The organism is Methylobacterium sp. Leaf99, assembly GCF_001422375.1.
Lineage (GTDB): Bacteria > Pseudomonadota > Alphaproteobacteria > Rhizobiales > Beijerinckiaceae > Methylobacterium.
This window is the reverse complement of the sequence record NZ_LMMU01000001.1, coordinates 1,672,454-1,695,494: the sequence shown is the minus strand read 5'-3', so window position 1 is coordinate 1,695,494 and position 23,041 is coordinate 1,672,454. Positions and strand designations below refer to the sequence as shown.

23 protein-coding genes are annotated in these 23,041 nt (G+C 69.0%); 12 read left to right on the top strand and 11 right to left on the bottom strand.

Going from position 1 to position 23,041, the window contains the following annotated elements:
* Window positions 1-11: 11 nt before the first annotated feature.
* From ASF28_RS07725 to ASF28_RS07690, 8 genes are all read right to left on the bottom strand, one after another.
* The gene (locus ASF28_RS07725) at window positions 12-878 is read right to left on the bottom strand and encodes a ParA family protein (protein WP_082476049.1); all 867 of its coding nucleotides are present in this window, start codon (window positions 876-878) and stop codon (window positions 12-14) included.
* On the bottom strand, window positions 875-1,513 hold the full coding sequence (gene rsmG / locus ASF28_RS07720; protein ID WP_082476149.1) for a 16S rRNA (guanine(527)-N(7))-methyltransferase RsmG: 639 nt from the start codon (window positions 1,511-1,513) through the stop codon (window positions 875-877). The genes ASF28_RS07725 and rsmG overlap by 4 nt, the downstream gene beginning before the upstream one ends.
* Complete coding sequence (gene mnmG / locus ASF28_RS07715; protein ID WP_056091427.1) at window positions 1,503-3,386, bottom strand: tRNA uridine-5-carboxymethylaminomethyl(34) synthesis enzyme MnmG; 1,884 nt, start codon at window positions 3,384-3,386, stop codon at window positions 1,503-1,505. The genes rsmG and mnmG overlap by 11 nt, the downstream gene beginning before the upstream one ends.
* Before the next feature lie 74 nt (window positions 3,387-3,460).
* Complete coding sequence (mnmE, locus tag ASF28_RS07710; protein ID WP_082476048.1) at window positions 3,461-4,978, bottom strand: tRNA uridine-5-carboxymethylaminomethyl(34) synthesis GTPase MnmE; 1,518 nt, start codon at window positions 4,976-4,978, stop codon at window positions 3,461-3,463.
* 160 nt (window positions 4,979-5,138) lie between these two features.
* Entirely contained in the window at window positions 5,139-6,482 is a 1,344-nt protein-coding gene (gene rho, locus ASF28_RS07705; RefSeq protein WP_056089768.1) for a transcription termination factor Rho, read from the bottom strand.
* Between the two features lie 228 nt (window positions 6,483-6,710).
* A complete protein-coding gene (locus tag ASF28_RS07700) occupies window positions 6,711-7,364 on the bottom strand; it encodes a Smr/MutS family protein (RefSeq protein ID WP_056089765.1) in 654 nt (217 codons plus the stop codon).
* A complete protein-coding gene (gene mltA / locus ASF28_RS07695) occupies window positions 7,361-8,539 on the bottom strand; it encodes a murein transglycosylase A (RefSeq protein WP_443189713.1) in 1,179 nt (392 codons plus the stop codon). Before mltA ends, ASF28_RS07700 begins: the two co-directional genes overlap by 4 nt.
* Before the next feature lie 26 nt (window positions 8,540-8,565).
* Window positions 8,566-9,291, bottom strand: coding sequence for a Tim44/TimA family putative adaptor protein (locus ASF28_RS07690; RefSeq protein ID WP_056089758.1), 726 nt, complete (start codon window positions 9,289-9,291; stop codon window positions 8,566-8,568).
* Between the two features lie 476 nt (window positions 9,292-9,767).
* Between ASF28_RS07690 and secB the strand changes: the two genes are divergently transcribed.
* The 6 genes from secB to hisS all read left to right on the top strand — a co-directional run bounded on the left by secB (window position 9,768) and on the right by hisS (window position 14,772).
* Window positions 9,768-10,280, top strand: a complete 513-nt coding sequence (gene secB / locus ASF28_RS07685) for a protein-export chaperone SecB (protein ID WP_056089755.1) — start codon at window positions 9,768-9,770, stop codon at window positions 10,278-10,280.
* A gap of 163 nt (window positions 10,281-10,443) precedes the next feature.
* Complete coding sequence (locus tag ASF28_RS07680; RefSeq protein WP_056091422.1) at window positions 10,444-11,658, top strand: MFS transporter; 1,215 nt, start codon at window positions 10,444-10,446, stop codon at window positions 11,656-11,658.
* A 105-nt stretch (window positions 11,659-11,763) separates the two neighbouring features.
* On the top strand, window positions 11,764-12,315 hold the full coding sequence (locus ASF28_RS07675; protein ID WP_157085395.1) for a DUF3429 domain-containing protein: 552 nt from the start codon (window positions 11,764-11,766) through the stop codon (window positions 12,313-12,315).
* Window positions 12,316-12,458: 143 nt separating this feature from the next.
* A complete protein-coding gene (locus ASF28_RS07670) occupies window positions 12,459-12,752 on the top strand; it encodes a BrnT family toxin (RefSeq protein WP_056089752.1) in 294 nt (97 codons plus the stop codon).
* A 19-nt stretch (window positions 12,753-12,771) separates the two neighbouring features.
* Entirely contained in the window at window positions 12,772-13,116 is a 345-nt protein-coding gene (locus ASF28_RS07665) for a BrnA antitoxin family protein (protein ID WP_082476047.1), read from the top strand.
* A 132-nt stretch (window positions 13,117-13,248) separates the two neighbouring features.
* Window positions 13,249-14,772, top strand: coding sequence for a histidine--tRNA ligase (gene hisS / locus ASF28_RS07660; protein ID WP_056089746.1), 1,524 nt, complete (start codon window positions 13,249-13,251; stop codon window positions 14,770-14,772).
* Window positions 14,773-14,859: 87 nt separating this feature from the next.
* On the opposite strand, the gene ASF28_RS07655 is transcribed toward hisS, so the two are convergent.
* Entirely contained in the window at window positions 14,860-15,282 is a 423-nt protein-coding gene (locus tag ASF28_RS07655; protein WP_056089742.1) for an organic hydroperoxide resistance protein, read from the bottom strand.
* Window positions 15,283-15,539: 257 nt separating this feature from the next.
* On the opposite strand from ASF28_RS07655, the gene ASF28_RS23560 reads away from it, so the two are divergent.
* Window positions 15,540-16,118 carry a MarR family winged helix-turn-helix transcriptional regulator gene (locus ASF28_RS23560; RefSeq protein WP_082476046.1) on the top strand — a complete coding sequence of 193 codons (579 nt, stop codon included), beginning with the start codon at window positions 15,540-15,542 and terminating at the stop codon, window positions 16,116-16,118.
* Window positions 16,119-16,176: 58 nt separating this feature from the next.
* Here the strand turns inward: ASF28_RS23560 and ASF28_RS07645 are convergent, their stop codons facing one another.
* Window positions 16,177-16,539, bottom strand: coding sequence for a c-type cytochrome (locus ASF28_RS07645; protein ID WP_056089739.1), 363 nt, complete (start codon window positions 16,537-16,539; stop codon window positions 16,177-16,179).
* 340 nt (window positions 16,540-16,879) lie between these two features.
* On the opposite strand from ASF28_RS07645, the gene ASF28_RS07640 reads away from it, so the two are divergent.
* The 5 genes from ASF28_RS07640 (at window position 16,880) to ASF28_RS07620 (ending at window position 21,780) form a co-directional block, all read left to right on the top strand.
* Entirely contained in the window at window positions 16,880-18,313 is a 1,434-nt protein-coding gene (locus ASF28_RS07640; protein WP_056089733.1) for an FAD-linked oxidase C-terminal domain-containing protein, read from the top strand.
* Between the two features lie 107 nt (window positions 18,314-18,420).
* Window positions 18,421-18,696, top strand: coding sequence for a hypothetical protein (locus ASF28_RS07635; protein ID WP_056089731.1), 276 nt, complete (start codon window positions 18,421-18,423; stop codon window positions 18,694-18,696).
* Window positions 18,697-19,326: 630 nt separating this feature from the next.
* On the top strand, window positions 19,327-20,544 hold the full coding sequence (locus tag ASF28_RS07630) for a pilus assembly protein TadG-related protein (RefSeq protein WP_056089728.1): 1,218 nt from the start codon (window positions 19,327-19,329) through the stop codon (window positions 20,542-20,544).
* Between the two features lie 116 nt (window positions 20,545-20,660).
* Entirely contained in the window at window positions 20,661-21,215 is a 555-nt protein-coding gene (locus tag ASF28_RS07625; RefSeq protein ID WP_162239987.1) for a TadE family protein, read from the top strand.
* Between the two features lie 40 nt (window positions 21,216-21,255).
* A complete protein-coding gene (locus tag ASF28_RS07620) occupies window positions 21,256-21,780 on the top strand; it encodes a TadE/TadG family type IV pilus assembly protein (protein WP_056089723.1) in 525 nt (174 codons plus the stop codon).
* A gap of 552 nt (window positions 21,781-22,332) precedes the next feature.
* Here the strand turns inward: ASF28_RS07620 and ASF28_RS07615 are convergent.
* Entirely contained in the window at window positions 22,333-23,022 is a 690-nt protein-coding gene (locus ASF28_RS07615) for a spermidine synthase (RefSeq protein WP_056089720.1), read from the bottom strand.
* Window positions 23,023-23,041 lie beyond the last annotated feature (19 nt).

Sequence of the window (23,041 nt, the reverse complement as noted above, 5' to 3'; positions counted from 1 at the left end):
GTTTTCATGGATTAGGCCGCGACGGGCAGACGCCCCTCGCGCTGGATGATCTCGGAGGCGAGGCGGAGATAGGCCTGGCTGCCGGCGCATTTGAGATCGTAGAGCAGCACCGGCTTGCCGTGGGACGGCGCTTCCGACACCCGCACGTTGCGCGGGATCATGGTCTCGTAGACCTTGTCGCCCATGAAGCTGCGGACATCCGCCACCACCTGGGCCGAGAGGTTGTTGCGCGGGTCGAACATCGTGAGAACGATGCCCTGGATGGTAAGGCGGGCGTTCAGCGCGCCGCGCACCTGCTCCACCGTGCGCAGGAGTTGGCTCAGGCCCTCCAGGGCGAAGAACTCGCATTGCAGGGGCACCAGCACCGCGTCCGCCGCCGCCAGCGCGTTGATGGTGAGCAGGTTGAGGGAGGGCGGGCAGTCGATGAGGATGTAGCTCACGCCCTGCGTCGCCCCATTTTGGCCGACGCCCTTGAGGACGTTGCGCAGGCGATGGGCCCGGTCCGGGGCGGTGGCCATCTCCATCTCGAGCCCGAGCAGGTCCATGGTCGAGGGCGCCACCATGAGGCGGGGCACGGCCGTCTGCACGCAGGCGGCGCCGAGTTCGGCCTCGCCCGCGAGCACGTGATAGGTCGAGACCTTGCGCTGACGCCGGTCGACGCCGAGGCCCGTGGAGGCGTTTCCCTGGGGATCGAGGTCGATCACCAGCACCGATTCGCCGATGGCGGCGAGCGCCGTGCCGAGGTTGATCGCCGTGGTGGTCTTGCCGACGCCGCCCTTCTGGTTGGCGAGGGCGAGAATGCGCAGGGGTCGGTCCGGCTTTCCATCCGTAGGGAATTTGCCGCCGGACGACAGGTCAGTGAGGGGAGCGCTCGTCATGAATCCACGCGGGAGAGGGCGGTGACGCGGACGATCCGCGCGTCAGAATCGGTGCGGCTCGGCACAAGATCGTAAACGAATCTCCACCGTTGTGCCGCCTCGGTCAATTCGGATTGCACGTCACGCCCCTTGGGAAACAGCGCGACGGTCCCGGTTGTCAACAGGGGCTCGGCCCAGGCGAGGAGCTGGCTCAGCGGCGCGAGCGCCCGGGCGCAGACGATCTCCACGCCGGTCTGCGCCGCGATGGCGTCCTCGATCCGGGCGTTGTGGACCCGCGCCGGCGCTTCGGTCAGGCGCGCCGTCTCCGTGAGGAAGGCGCATTTGCGCGCGTTGCTCTCGATGAGATCGACCCGGAATTCGGGCCGGTCGCGGCCGGCCAAGGCCAGGATCAGGCCGGGAATTCCGGCCCCCGAACCGAGGTCGAGCCAGCGCGTGGCTTCGGGCGCCAGCGCCAGCAGTTGCAGGGAATCGGCGACATGCCGGGTCCAGACCTCGCCGAGGGTGGCGGGGCCGACCAGGTTCTTCACCGTCTGCCAGCGGCGGAGCTGCGCCACGTAGGTGTCGAGGCGGGTGGCCGTTTCACGTGAAACACCGGCCTCGGCGAGGACGCGGTTGCGTCCGGGCTCACTCGGCATGGGCGCGCACCGAACGATCGCCGCGGCGGGCATGGGCCGCGAGCAGGGTCAGGGCGGCCGGGGTCACGCCCTCGATCCGCGCGGCCTGACCCAGGGTGCCGGGGCGCACGGTCTCCAGCTTGCTGCGCATCTCGTTCGACAGGCCCGGGATCGCGCCGTAATCGAGCCGGATGGGGAGGGCGACGGCCTCGTCCCGGCGGAAGGCGGCGATGTCGGCCCGCTGGCGGTCGAGGTAGACCGCGTAGGTGGCGTCGGTCTGCAGCCGCTCGGCGATCCGGTCCGGGACCTCGGCGAGGTCGGGCCAGACGGCTGCGAGACGCGACCAGTCGATGTCCGGATAGGACAGCAGCTGAAATGCCGAGCGGCGGATGCCGTCCTGATTGAGGGCGAGGCCGTGACCCGCCGCCTGGCTCGGGGTCAGGCTCAGGGTCTCGAGCCGCCCGCGTGCCGCTTCGAGGGCGGTTTGGGAGCGGGCGAAATGATCGGCCCGGCGCGTGCCGACGCAGCCAAGGGCCGCGCCGCGCGGGGTCAGGCGCTCGTCGGCATTGTCGACCCGCAAGGACAGACGGTACTCGGAGCGCGAGGTGAACATGCGGTAGGGCTCGCTCACCCCGTGGGTGACGAGGTCGTCGATCATCACGCCAAGGTAGGATTCGGCCCGGTCGAACACCGCCAGGGGCGCCCCGCCGGCGAGGCGGGCCGCGTTGAGCCCGGCGACGAGGCCCTGCCCCGCCGCCTCCTCGTAGCCGGTGGTGCCGTTGATCTGGCCGGCGAGGAACAGGCCGGGCAGGCGCCGGGTCTGGAGGGTGGCGTCGAGCTCGCGGGGATCGACGTAATCGTACTCGATGGCGTAGCCCGGCCGCACGATGGCCGCCCGCTCCAGCCCCGGAATCAGGGCGATCACCGCGCGCTGCACCTCTTCCGGCAGGGCCGTCGAGATGCCGTTGGGATAGATTGTGGGGTCGTCGAGGCCCTCGGGTTCGAGGAAGATCTGGTGGCCCTCGCGGTCGCCGAACCGCACCACCTTGTCCTCGATGGACGGGCAGTAGCGCGGGCCGCGGCTGGCGATGCCGCCGGAATACATGGGCGAGCGATGGAGGTTGGCCCGGATCACGTCGTGAACGGCCTGCGTCGTCCGGGTGATGCCGCACTGGATCTGGGGCGTGGTGATGCGGTCGGTGAGGGACGAGAACGGCACCGGATCGGCGTCGGCCGACTGCATCTCCAGGCCGGACCAGTCGATGGTGCGGCCATCGAGGCGCGCCGGGGTCCCGGTCTTGAGGCGGCCGAGGCCGAAGCCGTGGCGGTCGAGGGTCTCGGCGAGGCCCACGGAGGGACCTTCGCCGACGCGGCCGGCGGGCGTGCGGATCTCGCCGATATGGATCAGTCCGCGCAGGAAGGTGCCGGTGGTCAGCACCACGGCGGCGCAGGAGAGGGCGCGTCCGTCCGCCAGGACCACGCCGGTGACGCGACCCGCGTCGACGGTGAGGTCGGCGACTTCGCCCGCGATCACCGTGAGGTTGGCGGTCTCGGCGATGGCCGCCCGCATGGCGGCGGCGTAGAGCTTGCGGTCGGCCTGGGTGCGCGGACCGCGCACGGCCGGTCCCTTGCGGCGGTTGAGCAGGCGGAACTGGATACCGGACGCGTCGGCGACCCGGCCCATGAGGCCGTCGAGGGCGTCGACCTCGCGCACGAGGTGTCCCTTGCCGAGGCCGCCGATGGCCGGGTTGCAGGACAGGGCGCCGATGGTGGCGGCGTTGTGCGTCACCAGGGCCGTGCGGGCGCCGAAACGCGCGGCGGCCGCCGCGGCCTCGGTGCCGGCATGGCCGCCGCCGACGACGATGACGTCATAGGGCGAAGGGGAATGGAACATGGCGTTGGAGTACGCGTCCGGGCGCGGCAGCGTCAACGAGTGTCACGGTTTTTCACGTGAAACCGCACGCCTGTCTACTTTCCGATACAGAAGCCGGAGAACAGGCGATCGAGCATCTCGTCGACGCTCACGTGTCCCGCGATCTCGCCGAGGGCGCGCACGGCCAGGCGCAGGTCCTCGGCCGCGAGTTCGGGCAGGGCTGTGCCCTGCAGCAGGCGGTCGAGGTGATCGCGGCAGCGGGTCAGGCCGTCGCGATGGCGCTCGCGGGTGATGAGGGCGGCCTCGCCGCCGACGGCGTTCGCGGCACGGCGTTCGATGGCGGCGAGCAAGGTGTCGAGGCCAAAGCCGGTGACGGCCGAGATCGCGATCGTGTCGGAAGACACCGGGACGGATAAGAGATCGGATTTGGTCGACACGCGCAGGATGGCAGCACCCGAACTCGGAACGCGACCCTCGTCACAGCTCCACTCAGGCGCGATTGTCGAAAGCCTCGATGCATCGGCAAGGGGCACGACAGGCTCCCTCTCCTGAAAGGAGAGGGTTGGGGTGAGGTGTGGGACATCTCCGAATGACTCACACACCTCACCCTGTCCCTCTCCTTCCAGGAGGGGGGACCCGCGGGGATCGGGAGACGGGTCGGGGAGGGGACCAGGTGCCGGCACGACACGGGCGTCATCGAGGAGCAACACGAGGTCGGCCTGGGCCATGCGCGCCCTGGTCCGGCGGATGCCCTCGGCCTCGATGGCGTCCGTGGCCGCGCGCAGGCCGGCCGTGTCGACGAGGATCACGGGCAGTCCGCCGAGGTCGCACCGCACCTCGATGACGTCGCGGGTGGTGCCGGGGATGGCTGAGACGATGGCGGCGTCGCGGCGGCTCAGGGCGTTGAGCAGGGTCGACTTGCCGGCATTGGGCGGGCCCGCCAGGACGACGGTGAAGCCGTCCCGCAGGCGCTCGCCGCGCCGCCCGTCGTCGAGGGTGGCGGCGATGGCATCGCGGAGATCGCGGGCCTTGGCGAACAGGGCGGCATCGAGGGCGTCGTCATCGACATCGCCCTCGTCGGAGAAATCGAGGGCGGCTTCAACGCCCGCCAGGAGATCGATGAGGCCATCGCGCCACGCCGCCACCTGACGCCCGAGGACGCCGTCGAGCTGGCGCAGGGCCTGGCGCCGCTGGGCCTCGGTCTCGGCGTCGATGAGGTCGGCGATGCCCTCGGCTTCCGTCAGCCCTAGGCGGCCGTTGAGGAAGGCCCGGCGGGTGAAGGCCCCGGGGGCCGCCGGGACGCAGCCGGGGAGGGCCGCGAGGGCCCGCAGGACCGCCGTCCGGACGGCCTGACCCCCATGGAGATGGAGTTCGGCCATGTCCTCGCCCGTGAACGTGCCGGGACCGGGCATCCAGACGACGAGGGCCTGGTCGAGGGTCTCGCCCGTCTGCGGATCGCGAAGGGTCCGCAGGACGAGGCGGCGCGGGGCGGGGAGGGGGCCGGCGAGCCGGGTCAGGTGCCGTTCGGATTCCGGCCCGGTGATGCGGAGGACGGCGACGGCCGCGCGGCCGAAGCCGCTGGCAGGGGCGAAGATGGTCGACGGGGCATCCATCGCGGCAGGCTTTTCGGAGATGGCAGACATCTAACCCTAAGCCGGCGAAGCGATTGGTTTCCGCCGGAAATCGCAGCGCGCCGTCAATGGCCTACGGGAATGTCTCGCGCCCTTGCGGAATACGAAATGGGCTCCCCGCGGGGAGCCCTTCGCATGTGCCTCAGGTGTTCATCGAGTCGAAGAAGTCGTTGTTGCTCTTGGTCTGGCGCAGCTTGTCCATGAGGAACTCGATGGCGTCGGTGACGCCCATCGGGTTGAGGATGCGGCGCAGGACGTAGGTCTTCTTGAGGGAATCCGGCGGGACCAGGAGCTCTTCCTTGCGGGTGCCCGAGCGAGTGATGTCGATGGCCGGGAAGATGCGCTTGTCCGACACCTTGCGGTCGAGGATGATCTCGGAGTTGCCGGTGCCCTTGAACTCCTCGAAGATCACCTCGTCCATGCGCGAACCCGTATCGATGAGCGCGGTGGCGATGATCGAGAGCGAGCCGCCCTCCTCGATGTTGCGGGCGGCACCGAAGAAGCGCTTCGGCCGCTGCAGGGCATTGGCGTCGACGCCGCCGGTGAGCACCTTGCCGGAGGACGGCACCACGGTGTTGTAGGCGCGTCCGAGGCGCGTGATGGAATCGAGCAGGATCACCACGTCGCGGCCGTGCTCGACGAGGCGCTTGGCCTTCTCGATGACCATCTCGGCGACCTGCACGTGGCGGGTGGCCGGCTCGTCGAAGGTGGAGGCGATGACCTCGCCCTTCACCGAGCGGATCATGTCGGTGACTTCCTCGGGGCGCTCGTCGATGAGCAGCACGATGAGGTAGCATTCCGGGTGGTTGATGGTGATCGACTGGGCGATGTTCTGCATCAGCACGGTCTTGCCCGTGCGCGGCGGCGCCACGATGAGGGCGCGCTGGCCCTTGCCGATGGGGGCGACGATGTCGATGATCCGCGGCGAAAAATCCTTTTTGGGCGGATTGTCGAGTTCGAGCTTGAAGCGCTGGGTCGGGAACAGCGGCGTCAGGTTGTCGAAGTGGACCTTGTGCTTGATCTTTTCGGGATTTTCGAAGTTGATCGTGTTGACCTTGAGCAGGGCGAAGTAGCGCTCGCCGTCCTTGGGGCCCCGGATCGGACCCTCGACGGTGTCGCCCGTGCGCAGGCCGAAGCGGCGAATTTGCGTGGGCGAGATGTAGATGTCGTCGGGGCCCGGCAGGTAGTTCGACTCGGAGGAGCGCAGGAAGCCGAAGCCGTCCTGCAGCACCTCGACGGTGCCGGCGCCGATGATCTCGACCTCCTTGGCAGCGAGCTGCTTCAGGATCGCGAACATCAGCTCCTGCTTGCGCATGGTCGAGGCGTTCTCGACCTCGACCTCTTCGGCGAAGGCCGTCAGCTCGGTCGGCGTCTTGGACTTGAGGTCCTGGAGCTTGACCTCGCGCATGCCGTCGAGATCGGCGGCGGCAATGCTGCCCTCGGCCGGCGAATCCACGGGTTCAAGGGCGTCGTAGGTGGATGTCATGGGCGTTCAAAACCGCGGAAGGACGGACAACGGGCGACAATGTCGGGAGTGAATTCGCCGGGCGCCGTTGAGAGCGCCTGTGGTCGGGCCATCGGGGAGATGGCTCCGCGCATCGTCTTGGGGGAGCCCCGGGGGCTCACGGGATGCAGCACGGCGTAACGAGGAGGGAGTTCACCGTTATCGCGTTTCTTGCGTTTGCTCAAGTCCCGGCCTTGCGCGCGTCTCGATTCAGCGCCGGCGCAGGCGGACGTAGAGGGCGCCGGCCCCGCCATGGTGGCGGGCCGCTTCCTCGAAGCCGACCACGAAGCCGCGCAGTTCCGGGGCCCGCAGCCAGTGCGGCACGCTCCGGCGCAGGACGCCGCGCTCGGAGAACGCGTCGTCGTACTCCGACCCGCCCCGGCTGAGCCCGCCCTTGCCCGTGACCACGAGGACGTGGGTGTGCCCCGCCGCCCGCGCCCGCATGAGGAACCCGGTCAGGGCGCCGTGGGCCTCGGCCTGGTACATCCCGTGCAGATCGATGCGGGCATCGACCTGCAGCGCCCCCCGGCGGAAGGCGAGGCGGACGCGCCGCTCCAGGCCCGGCGCCAGGGGAGGGGGGGCGAGCACCGGGGCCGGGGGCGCCGGCGGCGGGCTGGGCTTCAGGGTGACGCGCTTGGCCGGCGGCTTGACGGGCGGCTTGGCAGGAACCGCCGCAACGGCTTTGTGAGCCGGCTTCGCAACAATCTTGGCAACGATTTTGGGCGGTGTCCCGACGGGCGCCTCCGCCGGCTTCGCCTTGGCGGGCCTCGCCCTCGCCCGCAGGGGCGTGATCAGCCGGGCGATCTCGCCCCACAGGTAGGCATCCTCGCCCGAGAGGCCGCGCGGCCGGCGGGGGGGCCTCATGGTGCTGTCGGCGCGCTGGAACGCGGAAGCAGAACGACGAACCCGGTTTGCGCTCGCAGGTTGCCGGCGGTGACGCCCGCCGCCTCGCCGGTGCCGAGGTAGAGGTCGCCCCGGACGGGACCGACGATGGCCGAGCCGGTATCGGCCGCGACGGCGAGGCGGCCCGTGGCGGGATCGTCCGAGGCTTCGAGCCAGAACGGCAGGCCGTAGCGCCACAGGGTGGCGTCGACGGCGAGGCTGTGACCGGGGCTCAGGGGAACGCCGGCGGCTCCGGGTGGTCCCAAGGTCGGATCGTCGATGGGGGCGAGCTTGAAGAAGATGTACGATTGGTTGCGGCGCATGAGCCGGCGGGCCGTCTCGGGATTGTCGCGCAGCCACCCGGTCCAGCGCGCCAGGGTGAGGCCGTCGAGGGGCAGGTGGCCTTCCCCGACGATGAGCTTGCCGATGGCGGTGTAGGGCCGGCCGTTGCGCCCGTCGTAGAGCACCCGCACCACGCGCCCGTCCGTCAGGCGCACCCGTCCGGAGCCCTGGACCTGCAGCACGAACAGGTCGACGGGGTGCAGCCACAGCAGCGGGACCGCCGCATCGCCCAGGGCCCCGTCCTCGATGGCGGCGCGGTCGGGATAGGGCACGAGGCCCGTCTCGGTCCGGCGCCCGGCGCGGAGCACCGGGTCGAGGCCGGGCCGGGTCTCGCCGGGCTCCAGGCTCACGAGGTCGCCGGGCCGGGCGAGGACGGGGGCGGCAAAGCCCGGCGCCGGGCCGGGCGAGCCCGCGAGTTCGGGCTCGAAGTAGCCGGTGAGGAAGCCGGTACGCCGCTCGGGCACGCCGTCCGCCGCCGGGCGGACGATCCGGTGGGCGGTGAACGCCGTGGCGAAGAATGCCGCCGCGCCGTCCGCCGGCACGGCAGCGGCCCCCGCGCACGCCGCGGCGAGGTCGGCGGCGGAGCCGGTCACCGCCGGCGCCATGGCCACGGGCGGGGCCGCGCAGGTGCGGCGGAACGCGTCGAGGGCGACGGCCGGATCGGGGCCGGGAAAGCCCGGCAGCCCCGCGAGATCGACGGCCTCCAGGGTCGCCTCACCCGAAGCCGCCCCAGCCAAGCGCGACGGCTCGGCCGCGGGGGCGGCCGAGCCGGGAAGGGCACAGAAGGCGAGGGCGGCGACGGCCGCCCCGATCACGGGAGGTCGCACGAAACCTGAGCGGATCAGGCGCCGGCTTCGGTGGCGACGAGCTGCCAGTTCGGGTCGCGGGTGCCCAGCGTCCGGGCGAAGGTCCAGACGTCGGGCACCTCGACCACGGTCTCGGCGCTGCCGTCGATGACCTGGCCCTGGGCGTTGCGGGTGGCGGTGATGAGGTGCGACAGGAAATGCACCGTCACCTGGGCCACGCGGTTCTTCACGTCGACGGCGACGATCTCGGCCTTGTCGAGGGAGACGAAGGTGGTCTCCACCACCTCCTTGCGGCCCTCGCGGGCGTCGATCTCGCGCTCGAAGCCCTCGCAGACCTCCCGCGACAGCAGGCTGCGCAGGGTCTTGCGGTCGCCCTTGGCGAAGGCGATGACGATGGCCTCGTAGGCCGACTTGGCGCCCTCGACGAAGCCGCGCGGATCGAAGCCGGGCTCCACCTGCACCACCGCCTCGAGGCCGTTGGCGATGGCCGAGCCGGGCTCGGCGATGCCGCGCCAGTCGCGGACCTCCGCCTTGGGGGCCGCCTGCGTCCGATCGGCCGGGGCGCGGTCGGCGCCGGGCAGGCGCACCACGTTGTCGCCCTCCGTCCGGGTGGCCGGCGGCTCCGTGCGGCTGCGGTCCACGGGCTTGAACGGCGAGCGCTCCGCGCCGGTCTTCTGGCCGAGCACCGAGCGCAGCCGCCAGATCACGAACACCGCCAGGGCGAGGAAGATCAAGGTCGTCACGTCGAAGGAGTCCTGCATCACCGATCCTGATCGTGGCCGTCGCACGACGACTTCATTTCGAGGGGCTCCGGAAACCCCGCCTGATGCGCGCCGCGCGTTGCTCGCAAAACGCCCGCCGCGCCGTCATGCCCTGGGCGATAACGAGCCCGGGGCAGAAGTGTTGTAAGCCCTCTTAGCGGAGCGCCGCGCCGGGAGCGAGCCAGGTCGTTCGAACCCGCTCACCGCCTGCGCCCGCCACGACGGCCCGGTGCGATGTTGAGATATGGTACGCCGCCGGCCCGGTTCCAGGCGTCGCGAGCCCAGTTCCAGGCGTCGCGAGCCCGCGCCTTGTTCGCACCCGGCTGGCATGATAGCGCGCTCTCGCACCGGATGGGTGGTCGCAACCGTCGCAAGCGCACAAGAACTGGCTCGGTCGTCGGCCCGCGCGTGCCCCCAGGAATCGCGTCCCCCAAGGGTATCGTGCCCCCCGGGGACCTTGAGAAGGACGAAACGCCATGGCCGACACATCGGCACCGAACGGGAACGGTGGCGCCACGGCGCAGACCGAGGACCAGCTTCCGGGCATCAACGCCCTGGGACAATACGCCAAGGATCTCTCCTTCGAGAATCCGAACGCCCCGCGCTCGCTCCAGCCCCAGGACGCCGCGCCGCAGATCAACATCCAGGTCAACGTCAACGCCAAGCAGCTCGCCGAGGAGGATTTCGAGGTCGAGCTGACCCTGGAGGGCGACGCCAAGACCGCGACGGAGGTGCTGTTCGCCTTCGAGCTGACCTATGCGGGCATCTTCCGCATGCGCAACATCCCGCAGGACCAGCTCCATCCGGCCGTGATGATCGAGTGCCCGCGCCTGCTGTTCCCGTTCGCGCGCCAGATCGTCGCCGAGGCCGTGCGCAACGGCGGCTTCCCGCCCCTCTACATCGACCCCATCGATTTCGTCGGCCTCTACCGCCAGAAGGCGCTGGAAGCGCAGGCGCAGGGACCTGAGAGCGGCCCGCTGTCCTCCTGAGCCCGTCGACACCGCGCGCCCGCGCGGGCGTATGCCGCCCCGGCCCCACGGCCGGGGCTTTTTTGTCGACCCCTCTTTGTCGACCTCTTCTTATTGACGCCTTCCGCCGAAGCCCGCGCCGTTTCGTTGCCGGCGGCGGTCGTGGATGACGGACACGGACCGGATGGCCCCGACCAGCCACCTCGCGCTGATCAACGTCTTCACCGGCGACATCCAGGGCGGCCTCGGGCCGTTCCTCGGCACCTGGCTCGCCGGCATCGACGGCTGGACCCCCGCCCGGGTCGGCCTCGTCACCACGGTGGTGGGCATCGGCGCGCTCCTCCTGAGCGGCCCCTTCGGCGCCCTGGTCGATCGCCTCGGCCGGCCGCGCCTCCTCATCGGCCTCGCCTGCGCGGCGATCCTGGCCGGCACCCTGCTGCTGCTGCCGGCCCGGGCCTTCGCCACGGTGCTGAGCGCCCAGATGCTGGCCGCCGCCGGCGGCACCCTGCTCCTGCCCGCCGTGACGGCCCTCACCCTCGGCATGGTCGGCAAGGACGCGTTCCCGCGCCAGCAGGGCCGCAACCAGGCCTTCAATCATGTCGGCATCCTCGCGGCGGCGGCGATCATCGGCCTCGGCACCCGCACCACCGGCCCGGCCATCGCCTTCTGGGTGCTCGGCGCCATGGCCGCCCTCGCCATCCTCGCCACGGCGACGACGCCGGCCGGCGCCTTCAACGCCCGCCGCGCCGCGGGCTGGACGGAGGACGCGGACGACGCCCCCGCGCGCTCGCCCCTGCGCCAGATCTTCGGCAATCGAAAACTCCTCGTCCTCGCCCTGGCCCTGGCCCTGTTCAACCTCGGCAGCGGCGGCATGCTGAGCCTGCTCGGCCAGAAGCTCGTGGCCACGGCCGCCGATGCCCAGTCCTGGGTGGCGCGCTACGTCATGGTCGCCCAGCTCGTGATGATCCCCGTGGCCCTGTTCGCCGGTTCCCTCGCCGACCGGCGCGGGCGGCGCCAGCTCCTCGTGGCGGCCTGCGCCGTCCTGCCCGTGCGGGCGGCGATCTCGGCCTTCGTCGACGATCCCGTCTGGCTCGTCACCGCCGAGATCCTCGACGGCGTCGCCTCGGGCATCATCGGCGTCGCCGTGCCGGTGGTGGTGGCCGACCTCACCTGGGGCTCCGGCCGGACCCAGACGGCGCTGGGCAGCCTCAACGCCGTCCAGGGCATCGGCGGCGCCCTCTCGGCCTGGTACGGCGGCCTCGCCCAGGCCTGGCTCGGCTGGACGGGGGCCTTCCTCGCCCTCGGGGCGCCCGCCGTCGCGGCCCTGGCCCTCGTTTTGTGGCTCGACACCACGACGGAGTCGCCGCGCGGCGGGAGCCCCGCCCCGGACGGCGCCTGACCGATCGCCCCGCGGCCCCCGCGCCGGGCGACGGGCGGAACAGCCCCCCGCGCGGCCGGTTACCCGCCTTTGGACCGCGAGGGGCCGATGACGGACCGGGATACGATGACGGACCGGGACACGATGACGGACCAGCACAACCGGATGCTGACCGTCACCGAGCCCGGCGCCGTACCGTGGCTCAGCGTGGTCTTCGGCTACGGACCGATGCTGCCCTTCGCGGCGGGGGCCGCGGCGGCGTGGTGGCTGGGCGGGACTCGAGGTGGGGCTTGGGATGGGACTTGGGGTGGAACTCGGGGTGAGACTTGGGGCGGGGTGATGCTGTCCCTGACCACCCTGTGGGGCTGCGCGATCCTGCTGTTCCTCTCGGGCGTCCGGCGCGGCCTCAGCTTCCGCACGGAGGGCGGCCCGACCTGGGTCCAGATCGCCACGATGCTGGGCCTGTTCCTCCTCGGCTTCTCCGCCCTCGTCCTGACGGCCGGAGGCGCGCCCGGCCCCGCCCTGGTCCTGCTCATCGTCGGATTCACCGGCATCGCCGTGCTCGATCCCATCGCGGCGCGCCGGGGCGAGGCACCCCTGTTCTTCGCGCGCCTGCGCCCGCTCCAGATCCCCATCGCGATCGTGAGCCTCTGCGCGCTCCTCGCCCTCACACTCTGACGCGCTTGCGGTTCCCGCCCGCGCGCCCATCCCACGCCGTATCTCATTCGTCCCGGCCCTTTCGCTCACTTCCGCGCGTCCCTCGCGCTTGTTCCTTGTCTATGTTCCTCGCGCCTCCGAATTTCGGTATGTACCGATAAGGGATGCTGGTGGTTCGGGATGAGCCGAAGCGCGAGAAGAACCGACAGGCGCCCCCGATCGGGCATGGCCTCGACTTCGCCGACGCGCGGGACCGGTTCGTGTGGAAGACGGCCCTGGTCGTCTCGACCTATGCCAGCGCGCGTGGGGGCGTACGATCCATGGCGATCGGCTTTCTCGACGGGAGCCTCGTCGCGCTGACGTTCTCGCTCCTCGGCCGTGAGGCGATCTCGATCGTCAGCCTTCGCACGGCGAGCAACCGCGAAAGGAAGGCCTATGCCAAGCAGTCCCAAGCCTGATCGCCTCAAGCCTGACCGCATGCCCCTTCTCAGCGAAGCCGAGGAAACGGCGCTTCAGCACCGGATGGCCGTCGATCCCGACGCCCGGGAACTGACCCCCGATGAGCTTGGCCGGATGCGGCCGGCGCGCGAGGTGCTGCCGCCCGCCCTGTTCGCGGCCCTCGCCCGACGCGGACGCCCAAGGTCGGCCGCCAAACGCATACAGGTGACCTTGCGGGTCGATCCGACGATCCTCGATGCCTACAAGGCCGGCGGGCCAGGTTGGCAAACCCGAATGAACGCTGCCCTCGCGCAGGGGATCGAGCGGATGGGAGCACCGACCCCCGAGAGGGAGCAACGGAAGGACGGGCGAAAGATCGGGTGATGACGGGGGTGATCCGTCGGGCAAAACGCGTCTCGGCCTTCCAATCCCTCCTCTCTCCCACGCTTGCCGCTCCCGCGTGCGCGGGATAGAGCCGGCGCAACCCCCCAGATCCCTCCGCAGAGCGACATCACCATGGCCAAGGCCGATTCCCACAAGGCCGATACCCTGAAACCGCGCCTGCCGCGCGGGTTCGTCGACCGGCGCGAGGACGAGATCGCCGCCCAGCACCGGATGCTGGAGACGATCCGCCAGAGCTTCGAGCTCTACGGCTTCGAGGCCCTGGAGACCCCGTTCGTCGAGTACACCGAGGCCCTCGGCAAGTTCCTGCCCGACCTCGACCGGCCCAACGAGGGCGTGTTCTCGTTCCAGGACGACGACGAATCCTGGCTGTCCCTGCGCTACGACCTGACGGCGCCCCTGGCCCGCCACGTGGCCGAGCACTTCGACGCCATCCCCAAACCCTACCGCAGCTTTCGCGCCGGCTACGTTTTTCGCAACGAGAAGCCGGGTCCGGGGCGCTTCCGCCAGTTCATGCAGTTCGACGCCGACATCGTCGGGGCCGGCTCCGTGGCGGCGGATGCCGAGATCTGCATGCTCATGGCCGACACCCTGGAGAAGCTCGGGCTCACGGGTCAGTTCGTCGTCAAGGTCAACAACCGCAAGGTCCTCGACGGCGTCATGGAGGCCATCGGCCTCGCGGGGGCCGACAAGGCCGGGCAGCGCCTGACGGTGCTGCGGGCCATCGACAAGCTCGACCGCCTCGGCGCCGACGGCGTGCGCGACCTTCTCGGTGCGGGGCGCAAGGACGAGAGCGGCGACTTCACCAAGGGCGCGGGCCTCGACGCGGCGGCGGTGGAGCGCATCCTCGCCTACGTCTCGTTCCAGTCCGCCCCCGTGGAGGGCGCCGACCGGATGGCGTTCTGGGAGCAGTTCTTCGGCGCCTGGACCGACGTGGTGGGCGATTCCGCCATCGGCCGCGAGGGCATCGCCGAGCTCCACGCGATGATGCGCCTCTGCGCGGCGGCCGGCTACGGCTTCGACCGCATCCGCGCCGACCCGAGCGTGGTGCGCGGCCTCGAATACTACACCGGCCCGGTCTACGAGGCGGAGCTGACCTTCCCCGTCACCAACGAGGACGGACAGGTGGTGCGCTTCGGCTCGGTGGCGGGCGGCGGGCGCTACGACGGCCTCGTCGGGCGTTTTCGGAGTGAGCCGGTGCCGGCCACGGGTTTCTCCATCGGCGTCTCGCGCCTGTTCTCGGCCCTGCAGCTCATCGGGAGCCCGCTGCTCGAGGGCAAGAAGAAGCCCGGTCCCGTGGTGATCCTCGTCCTCGACCGTGAAAACATCGCCGACTACCAGCGGCTGGTCGCCCTGTTGCGCTCCGAAAACATTCGGGCCGAGCTCTATCTCGGCGGCTCGGGCATGAAGGCGCAGATGAAGTACGCCGACCGGCGCGGCGCCCCCTGCGCCATCATCCAGGGCTCGAACGAGCGCGAGGCCGGCGAGGTCCAGATCAAGGACCTCATCGAGGGCGCCAAGGCCGCCGAGGGGATTGCGAGCAACGCCGAGTGGAAGGCCGCCCGCCCGGCCCAGTTCTCCGTGCCGGAGGCCGACATGGTGGCGCGGGTGCGCGAGGTGCTGGCGCGGCACTTTTAATCGGACGCGCCCGGCCCACGGGCTTGTCGAGTCCATGAAAAAGCCCCGCGCGAGACCGTCTCGCGCGGGGCTTTTCCTGTTTCCGGCTCAAGCGGCCGAGATGTCGACCTGGATGTTGCCGCGGGTGGCGTGGGAGTACGGGCACACCACGTCGGCGCGCTTCACGAGGTCCTGCGCCACGGCGTGGTCGACGCCCGGCAGGGTCGCCTTGAGGGTGACGACGAGGCCGAAGCCGGTGCCGTCGTCGCGCTTGCCGATGCCGACGCTCGACTCGACCTTGGCGTCGTCGGCGATCTTCACCTTGTCCTGGGCGGCCACGAACTTGATGGCGCCGAGGAAGCAGGCGGCGTAGCCGGCGGCGAAGAGCTGCTCGGGGTTGGCGCCGGCGGCGCCGTTGCCGCCGAGCTCCTTCGGGGTGGTGAGCTTGACGTCGACGGTGCCGTTGTCGCTGGCCGCGGCGCCTTCACGGCCGCCGGTGGCATGGGCGTGGGCGGTGTAGAGTGCCTGCATGATCGGTCTCCTGAAGCGGGATGACGGGGTTTGGATCAGCGCCGGCCCATCGTCGGTAGATGAGTTGTGCGCAATCTGGTTGTCTTATCCCATATGGATCGATTGTGCGCAACCGAGTTTGTGCGTCGCGACGGTCGATTGTGCACAATATGAGTTTTGTCTAAGATAGGGCGTACCGAAGGCCGGGGCACCCCGTGGGGCACCCCGTCGGCGCATTTCACGCCGCTTGTTCACCCATCGAAATGGAAAGTCGCCGCATGTCGGGCCGCGCGGACATCCCGACCCATCCGGATCTCCCCGCCCTGCCGACCTCGGCGCAGAGCCTGGACGCGCAGCTGTGCTTTGCCGTCTACGCGGCGGCCCATGCGTTCGGGCGGGCCTACCGGTCGCTCCTGGCGACCCACGACCTGACCTACCCGCAATACCTCGTGCTCCTGGTCCTGTGGGAACGGGAGGGGCAGACGGTGAAGGAAGTCGGGGCCCGGCTGTTCCTCGATTCCGGGACCCTGACGCCGCTCCTGAAGCGGCTTGAGGCGTCGGGCCATGTCCGGCGTGCCCGCGACCGGGCCGACGAGCGTCAGGTGAGCATCTTCCTCACCGAGAAGGGCCGGGCGCTGCAGGGCCGGATGGAATGCGTGCCGCACGTGGCCGGCGGCCTCACCGGCCTCGACCTCGAGGGGCGCCTGACGCTCCTCGACATCCTGGTGAACCTGCGCGGTGCCCTGCATGCCGGCGCCGGCGAGGGCGGCGACGCGCAGACCTCCGAGAAACAGGCTTCCGAGAAACAGATTCCCAAGAAAAAAGCCGCCCCCGCGGGGGCGGGAACGGCTTCCTGAACCGGGGCACCGGCCCGTTTGTGACGGGCCGGCGGGTCTCAGGACGGAGTAACGAGGCTCAGGACTTGGTCTTGAGGTAGGCGATGATGTCGTCGACCTTCTTCGGGTCCTTGACGCCGGGGAAGACCATCTTGGTGCCGGGGATCTTCTTCTTCGGGTCGGTGAGCCACTCGTGCAGGTTGGCCTCGTCCCAGGTGATGCCGGAGCCCTTCATGGCCGCCGAGAAGGCGTAGCCGTCGGCACCTTCGCCGGCCTTCGCACCGACGACGCCCTTGAGGGTGGGGCCGACGCCGTTCTTCTCGAAGTTGTGGCAGGCCTTGCAGGGGGCGAACGCCTTCTCGCCGGCGGCGGCATCGCCTTCGGCATGGGCAGAGAGAGGGAGCACGAGCGCGAGGGCGACGCCGAGGATGAGATGACGCATTCTTGTTTCCTCCTGAGGGGCGGACAGGGCCACCCCGGCTTATGGCAGAGCTTGGTCCTTTAGAACAGATCAAGGGTAAAAACGTTCCAGTCCGTCCGATGGCCTCTGCGGCGAAACGAAGCTTCGGCGGGTGGGCGCCGCCGTCCCGTTCCCGGCCCCGGTCGAAGTCCCTGGGACGGGCGCGGATTTGGCTGTACCGTGTGCATCCGGCCGTCGCGACCACGCCGTCTTTCCTACGCCGCCCAAGCTGAGCGCAGGCTGAAGACCGGTCGCGCCGGCGCGGAACGTCCCCGAGGAACCGCCCCCGAGGAACGCCCAGAAGACCCGCCGAGGAATCCAGATGTCCATCGCCTTTCCCGTGCCGGATGCCGGCATCGTCGCCCGCCGCGACGCGATCATCGAAGGGCTGCGCCCCCTGGTGGCGGCCGAGGCCCTGGTGACCACGGAGGACGAGCGCCGCGCCTTCGAGACCGACGGGCTCACGGCCTACCGCAAGATGCCGCTCGCCGTCGTCCTGCCCTCCACCACGGCGGAGGTCTCGGCCGTGATGGCGTATTGCCACGCCCACGGCGTGCGGGTGGTGCCGCGCGGGGCCGGCACGTCGCTCGCCGGCGGCGCCATCGCCCAGGAGGACGCCATCATCCTCGGCGTCGCCAAGATGAACCGCATCCTCGACATCAGCTACGAGAACCGCACGGCGCGGGTGGAATCCGGCATCACCAACCTCGCCATCTCGGGGGCCGTCTCCCACGAGGGCTTCTTCTACGCCCCCGACCCGTCGAGCCAGCTCGCCTGCACCATCGCGGGCAACATCGCGATGAATTCCGGCGGGGCGCATTGCCTCAAATACGGGGTCACCACCAACAACCTCATGGGCGTCACCCTGGTGATGAACGACGGCACCGTGGTGGAGATCGGCGGCGACCACCTCGATTCCGGCGGCTACGACCTGCTCGGCCTCGTCTGCGGCTCGGAGGGCCAGCTCGGCATCGTCACCGAAGCCACCGTGCGCATCCTGCGCGGGGCCGAGGGCGCGCGCCCGGCGCTCCTCGGCTTCGCCTCCGTCGAGGATGCCGGCGCCTGCACCGCCGCCATCATCGCCGCCGGCATCATCCCCGTGGCCATGGAATACATGGACCGCGAGGCGATCCTCATCACCGAGGATTTCGCCCAGGCCGGCTACCCGCGCGACGCCGAGGCCATGCTCATCATCGAGGTCGAGGGCTCGGACGCCGAGTGCACGGCCATGCTCGCCCGCATCGTCGCCATCGCGGGGGACTTTGGCCCGACGAGCCTGCGGGTGTCGAAATCGGAGGGGGAAAGCGCCGCCATCTGGAAGGGCCGCAAGTCCGCCTTCGGCGCCACGGGGCGCATCTCCGACTACATCTGCATGGACGGCACCATTCCCACGGGGCAGCTGCCCCTGGTGCTCGAACGCATCGGCGCCATCTGCGCCGGCCACGGCCTGCGGGTCGCCAACGTGTTCCATGCCGGCGACGGCAACCTGCACCCCCTGATCCTGTTCGACATCAACAAGCCGGGCGAGCTCCAGAAGGCCGAGGCCGCCGGCGACGCCATCCTCAAGCTCTGCGTCGAGGTCGGCGGCTGCCTCACGGGGGAACACGGCGTCGGCATCGAGAAGCGCGAGCTCATGCGCTTCCAGTACGCCCAGGCCGACCTCGACCAGCAGATGCGGGTGAAGAACGTGTTCGATCCCGGCTGGCTCATGAACCCCGCCAAGGTGTTTCCCCTGAAAGGCCGCGTCGCGGCCTGACCCCCGCTTTTCTCGACGGGCCGCGTCGCGGCCTGACCGCAGGGGTTTCTCGCGGAACGGGGTGGTCCGCCCCGGTGTTTGATCCTCCGCAATCGTGGAGGATCACCATGCGGATCGTTTCGACCCTGTCGGCCGTCGCCCTCGCCACCCTGGTCAGCGCCGGCGCCGCCGAGGCCAAGGGCTGCATCAAGGGCGCGATCATCGGCGGGCTGGCCGGCCACTACCTCGCCGAGCGCGGCGTCGTCGGTGCCGTGGCGGGCTGCCTCGGTGGGCGCTACCTCGCCAACCGCAAGGCCCGGCGCGAGCGCGAGATCGACTACGGCTCGCGCGTCCAGCAGCGCGGCGACGGCTACGGCTACGGCCAGCGCGGGTACACTTACTGAGGGGCTGTGCGAAGGCGGTCTCCTGCAAACCTCCCGCCGTCCGGCCGCGTCCGGACCGGGAACCGACTGCGTGCGGGAGGTTTGCGAAGGCCCCCGAACACGCTCGGCCCGCCACGTCGGAGCGCCCCCATTGACCGGTGGGCCTCCCCTCGCGCGCGCGCGGGATACCGTGTTCGCCCCCTTCGTTCGGATCGAAACGTCGGGACCGGAGCTCCTTCCAGCGGCGGAAACCTGACGGCTGGAGCCCGCTCGAAGCATTGGCGTCGGATGGTTTTGCGCCGATCCGCTTCTGAGATGCAATCTCAAGACTTCGGGCGGTCGCCCGGATCTCGACCGATGCAAGACGACGTAAACTCAGCCATTTGCAGCTTGGATCGAGCCTCTTGAATCTGCCCGGCTCTGCCCCGTCGCCCGAAGTCATCACGGGCGGGCGGCGCGTTCCGTGTCTGCGCACACGAGGGAGAGCAACGATGCAAGGCTCGCAAAGTCAGAGATCGACGACACCCAAAATTTGCTCAGATTTGGATTCATTGGGCCGAAACTCCTCCAGCACTACAGTAAAAGTAATGTCTCCTTAATTTTGCAAGGCTATCCTCGGATCGCACTGAAGCGTGTCCGGAATTTCATTTCATGCTCAAGTCGGACCAGTCGGGCAGCATTGCGCTGCTGTTTGCTCTGCTGTTGCCGGTGGTTCTGGTCGGCGTTGGCGGTGGAATCGATGTGTCCCGCGCCATCGACTACAAGCAGCGCCTGACTTCGGCCGCCGATCTCACCTGCCGGCAAGCCGAGGTCTATGTCGAGAGCCTCACCGGTGCCGTCATGCCGACGGATTACGCTGCCACGGTGCAGACCTACGCGACCAAAAATCGCGATGAACGCGGACTGGCAGCGACCGCCACGATCACGGCGACCCCGACCGTCTCGGATCTGCTCCTGACGGTGCCGCCACTCAACCTGCGTCCGGGCAACATTCATGTCGCCGGAACCGGTACGGTCGATCTCGTGTTCAAGAATTTCTTGAGCAAAAACGCCATGACCTTCGCGGTCACGCGTGATTGTGCGGTCAGCGTCAACGCGTCCTCGGGCCCGCCCACGCTGGTCATGTCCGAATCCTTCGAAAACTACAGTTTGAACGGCGGCTGGGGCGTGTTCGGGACCATGGCGCAGGCGACCTGCGCCAGTTCGATCTGCGCGGGCAGAAGCTGGGGTACGACGAATGCCGGCGTCGAAGTCGACAAGTTATCTGCGATCGAAACCGGCGATGGTGTGCAGTACGGCCAGAATTTCGCGGAGCTCGACAGTGACTGCAGCAACCGGGTCGGCGCGACGATCAACAGTCAAACGGTTGCCTGCAACAAGGGCGGACAGGTCACGAACTCGTCCATCACCATACCCCTGACCCTGCCGACCGGTGTCTATGAAGTCCGCTATGTCTATAACGCCCGCAAAAATGTCGGTAACTACCAATATCAAAACGACACTGTGATCTGTTCGAATCCGGCATCCACGGATGGTGTCACCCGAGACACCGATGTCGCGAAAAATCGCGCGGGCGTCAGCACCATCTCCCTCGATGGGCAAACCCGGAGGATCGAACTTTGGGTCGAGCCGAAAACCAGCGGCTACAAATCCGATGATCAGGCGCTGACCGTAGCGACGAACCCGGCTTATATGAAATCCTATTTGGCGGATGTCTGCGTCTGGTCCAAGACATGGACGGAGCGCAGTTATAAATTCACCGTTACGACCCAGCAGGAGTATCGCATCTCCTGGCGAGCCGCCGGTCTCGACGATAGTTTCGGCGGGTTGATCGATTATCTCCGCATCTGCAGGAATGCCTGCCCATAACAAGTCTCTCTCACAAAACTCCCGCTGCGCCGTGGCGCCCAAGGCGAGAACCGGCGGCGCCCGGGAGTCTTGTGAGGCACTTCAACTGCGGCATGATCTTCACAGGAGGGGCGGAGATGAAGATAGTGTCCGATAGCGTGCCGCGATCCTTGTCGTCGCTCCGTGACGTGGTTCGGCTTCCGGTGATCGGGGCGATGGCCCGGGCACGCGTGGTTCGGTGTCGGCGCGCCCGATTCATTCTGTCCGACATGACCGGTGCGTCCGCCGTCGAGTTCGCTCTGGTTGTTTTCCCGTTCCTCCTCCTATGCCTCGGCATGCTCCAGTTCGTGTTCCTCAACTATACCCAGCAGACCCTCAGCGATGCCCTCTACAGCAGCGCCTCGAGACCGGAGAGTGAACTGATCCTCGGGAGCAGGTCGGGATACGTGACCAAGCTTTGTGCCAAAATTGTCTTTCAGGCCGCGTGTCTCGATTCGACGACCGGCGTCAAAGTCGAGATGATGCGGCTCGACGACTTGCCGACGACACCGACGGCCATAGCCGGAACGACCTTCAGCCCTGGTTCGAGCGGCGACGTCCTGGTGCTGCGGGCGACGATGCCGACACCGCAGATCCTGGCCTTCATTCCGCAATTGACCGCTAAGGACTCAGTGATCTTCCGCCGTCCGTAGGTTGCAGGCTGCAGATGCAGAATTGGTTGGATATCGGCTCATGCGTAGATCCCTGGAATTGTTTCGTGCCTGTCATTCGGGGGTGGCATCGATTGAATTCGCACTGCTTGGGACCGTGCTGCTGGTTCTGTTCGCCGGTGCCTTCGATCTCGTCTACATGGTTTCCGCGAAGCGCGACGCCGACCGTGCTTCCACGCTGATTGCTCACGCCATGGCGACGTGCTCGGATTCGAGCTGTATGTCGGCCCTGATCAACAGCTATTCGCCGCGCCAGGCAAACGCTCTCACGCGTTATCCGAATGCTTCGATCAGCCTGTATATGATCCAGAATCAGAGCGGGACGATCAAACCCTGCTCGGGAACCGACACGACTTTGACCGACAGCAAAATTATCGCATCGGCCAAGAGCATACTCAGAGATAATGACGTCGGATCGGCGGTCATGCTGACGACGACTTACACCTCTATTTTACCGAAGGTGGTGCTGGGTTATATCAGCGCAACCGGTGCGACTTATACGGGTCGCACCGTCGACGTGATGGGAAACATCGGCGCGGTCTGCTGAGCGATCCCGATCCTGCTCATCCGTCTTCACAGGGCAGCCGTGCCCGGAAGAGGCCGTGGTTCTGGTTGATCGGATGTCGGGCGGGTGTTCTCGCGATCCGGACCGGATCGGCCTCCGCAGGCGATCCTGCCGGCCGGGACGCGGTCGGCGGCGGCGCCATGCTGCATCCCGCCGGGACATCGGCGCGTGGCCGAACGAATCGCCGGCGTGCGCCTGATACCAGCTCCGGTTGATCACTTCGGATTGAGCAGCCGCGACGGGCCCCCTCTCCTGTTTGGGCTTCTGGATTCACACAACTGCGAATGGGCCGATTCCATGCAGCGGCAGGCATCCGGACAGGGGCGGGAGGCGTACCGGGGCTCCCTCTCCTGAAAGGAGAGGGTTGGGGTGAGGTGTGCGAACTCTCCGAATAAGTCCCACACCTCACCCTGTCCCTCTCCTTCCAGGAGAGGGGACCCGCGCCAGGGGAGGAGGGGACCCGCATTGCACCGCGTCACCGAACGGATCAGGCGGAAACCGTATGAGACGCCGTGAGCCGTCTCGGCGCCGGCGTCAGGCCGTCGCGGCCCCGGCCTCCGCCCGCACGGCGATCCACAGGACGTGGCGGCGGCCGCCCGGTTGGGCGCCGAAGCGGATTTCCTCCACGGCGAAGCCGCAGCGCTTGAGCCGGGCCTTGAACCGGCGGTCGGGGCTGCCCGACCACACCGCCAGGATTCCGCCCGGGCGCAGGGCGTAGTGCGCCCGCTTCAACCCCCAGACATCGTAGAGGCGGTCGTTGGAGCGCCGGGTCATGCCCTTGGGGCCGTTGTCGACGTCGAGGAGGATGGCGTCGAACCGGGCCGGGCCCGACTGGATCAGGCGGTTCACGTCCGCCTCGACGATGGTCACCCGGGGATCGTCGAGGCTGGCCCCGTGCAGGTGCGCGAGGGGGCCCCGCGCCCAGGCGACGACGCCCGGCACGAGTTCGGCCACCACCACTTCGGCCTGCGGTCCGAGCCCGTCGAGGGCGGCCCGCAGGGTGAAGCCCATGCCGAGGCCGCCGATGAGGATGCGGGGGCTCGCGCGATCCGTCAGGCGCCCGCACGGGATGGTGGCGAGCGCCTGCTCCGATCCGCGATCCTGGTCGGTCATCAGTTCGGCCGTGCCGACCTGGATCGAGTAGGCCTCGCCCCAGCGGCGCAGGTGCAGGGTCTCGACCCCGCCGGGGATCGGGGTGCTGTCGAGATCGACCCAGGCCGTCACGCCCGTGTCTCCACCAAAC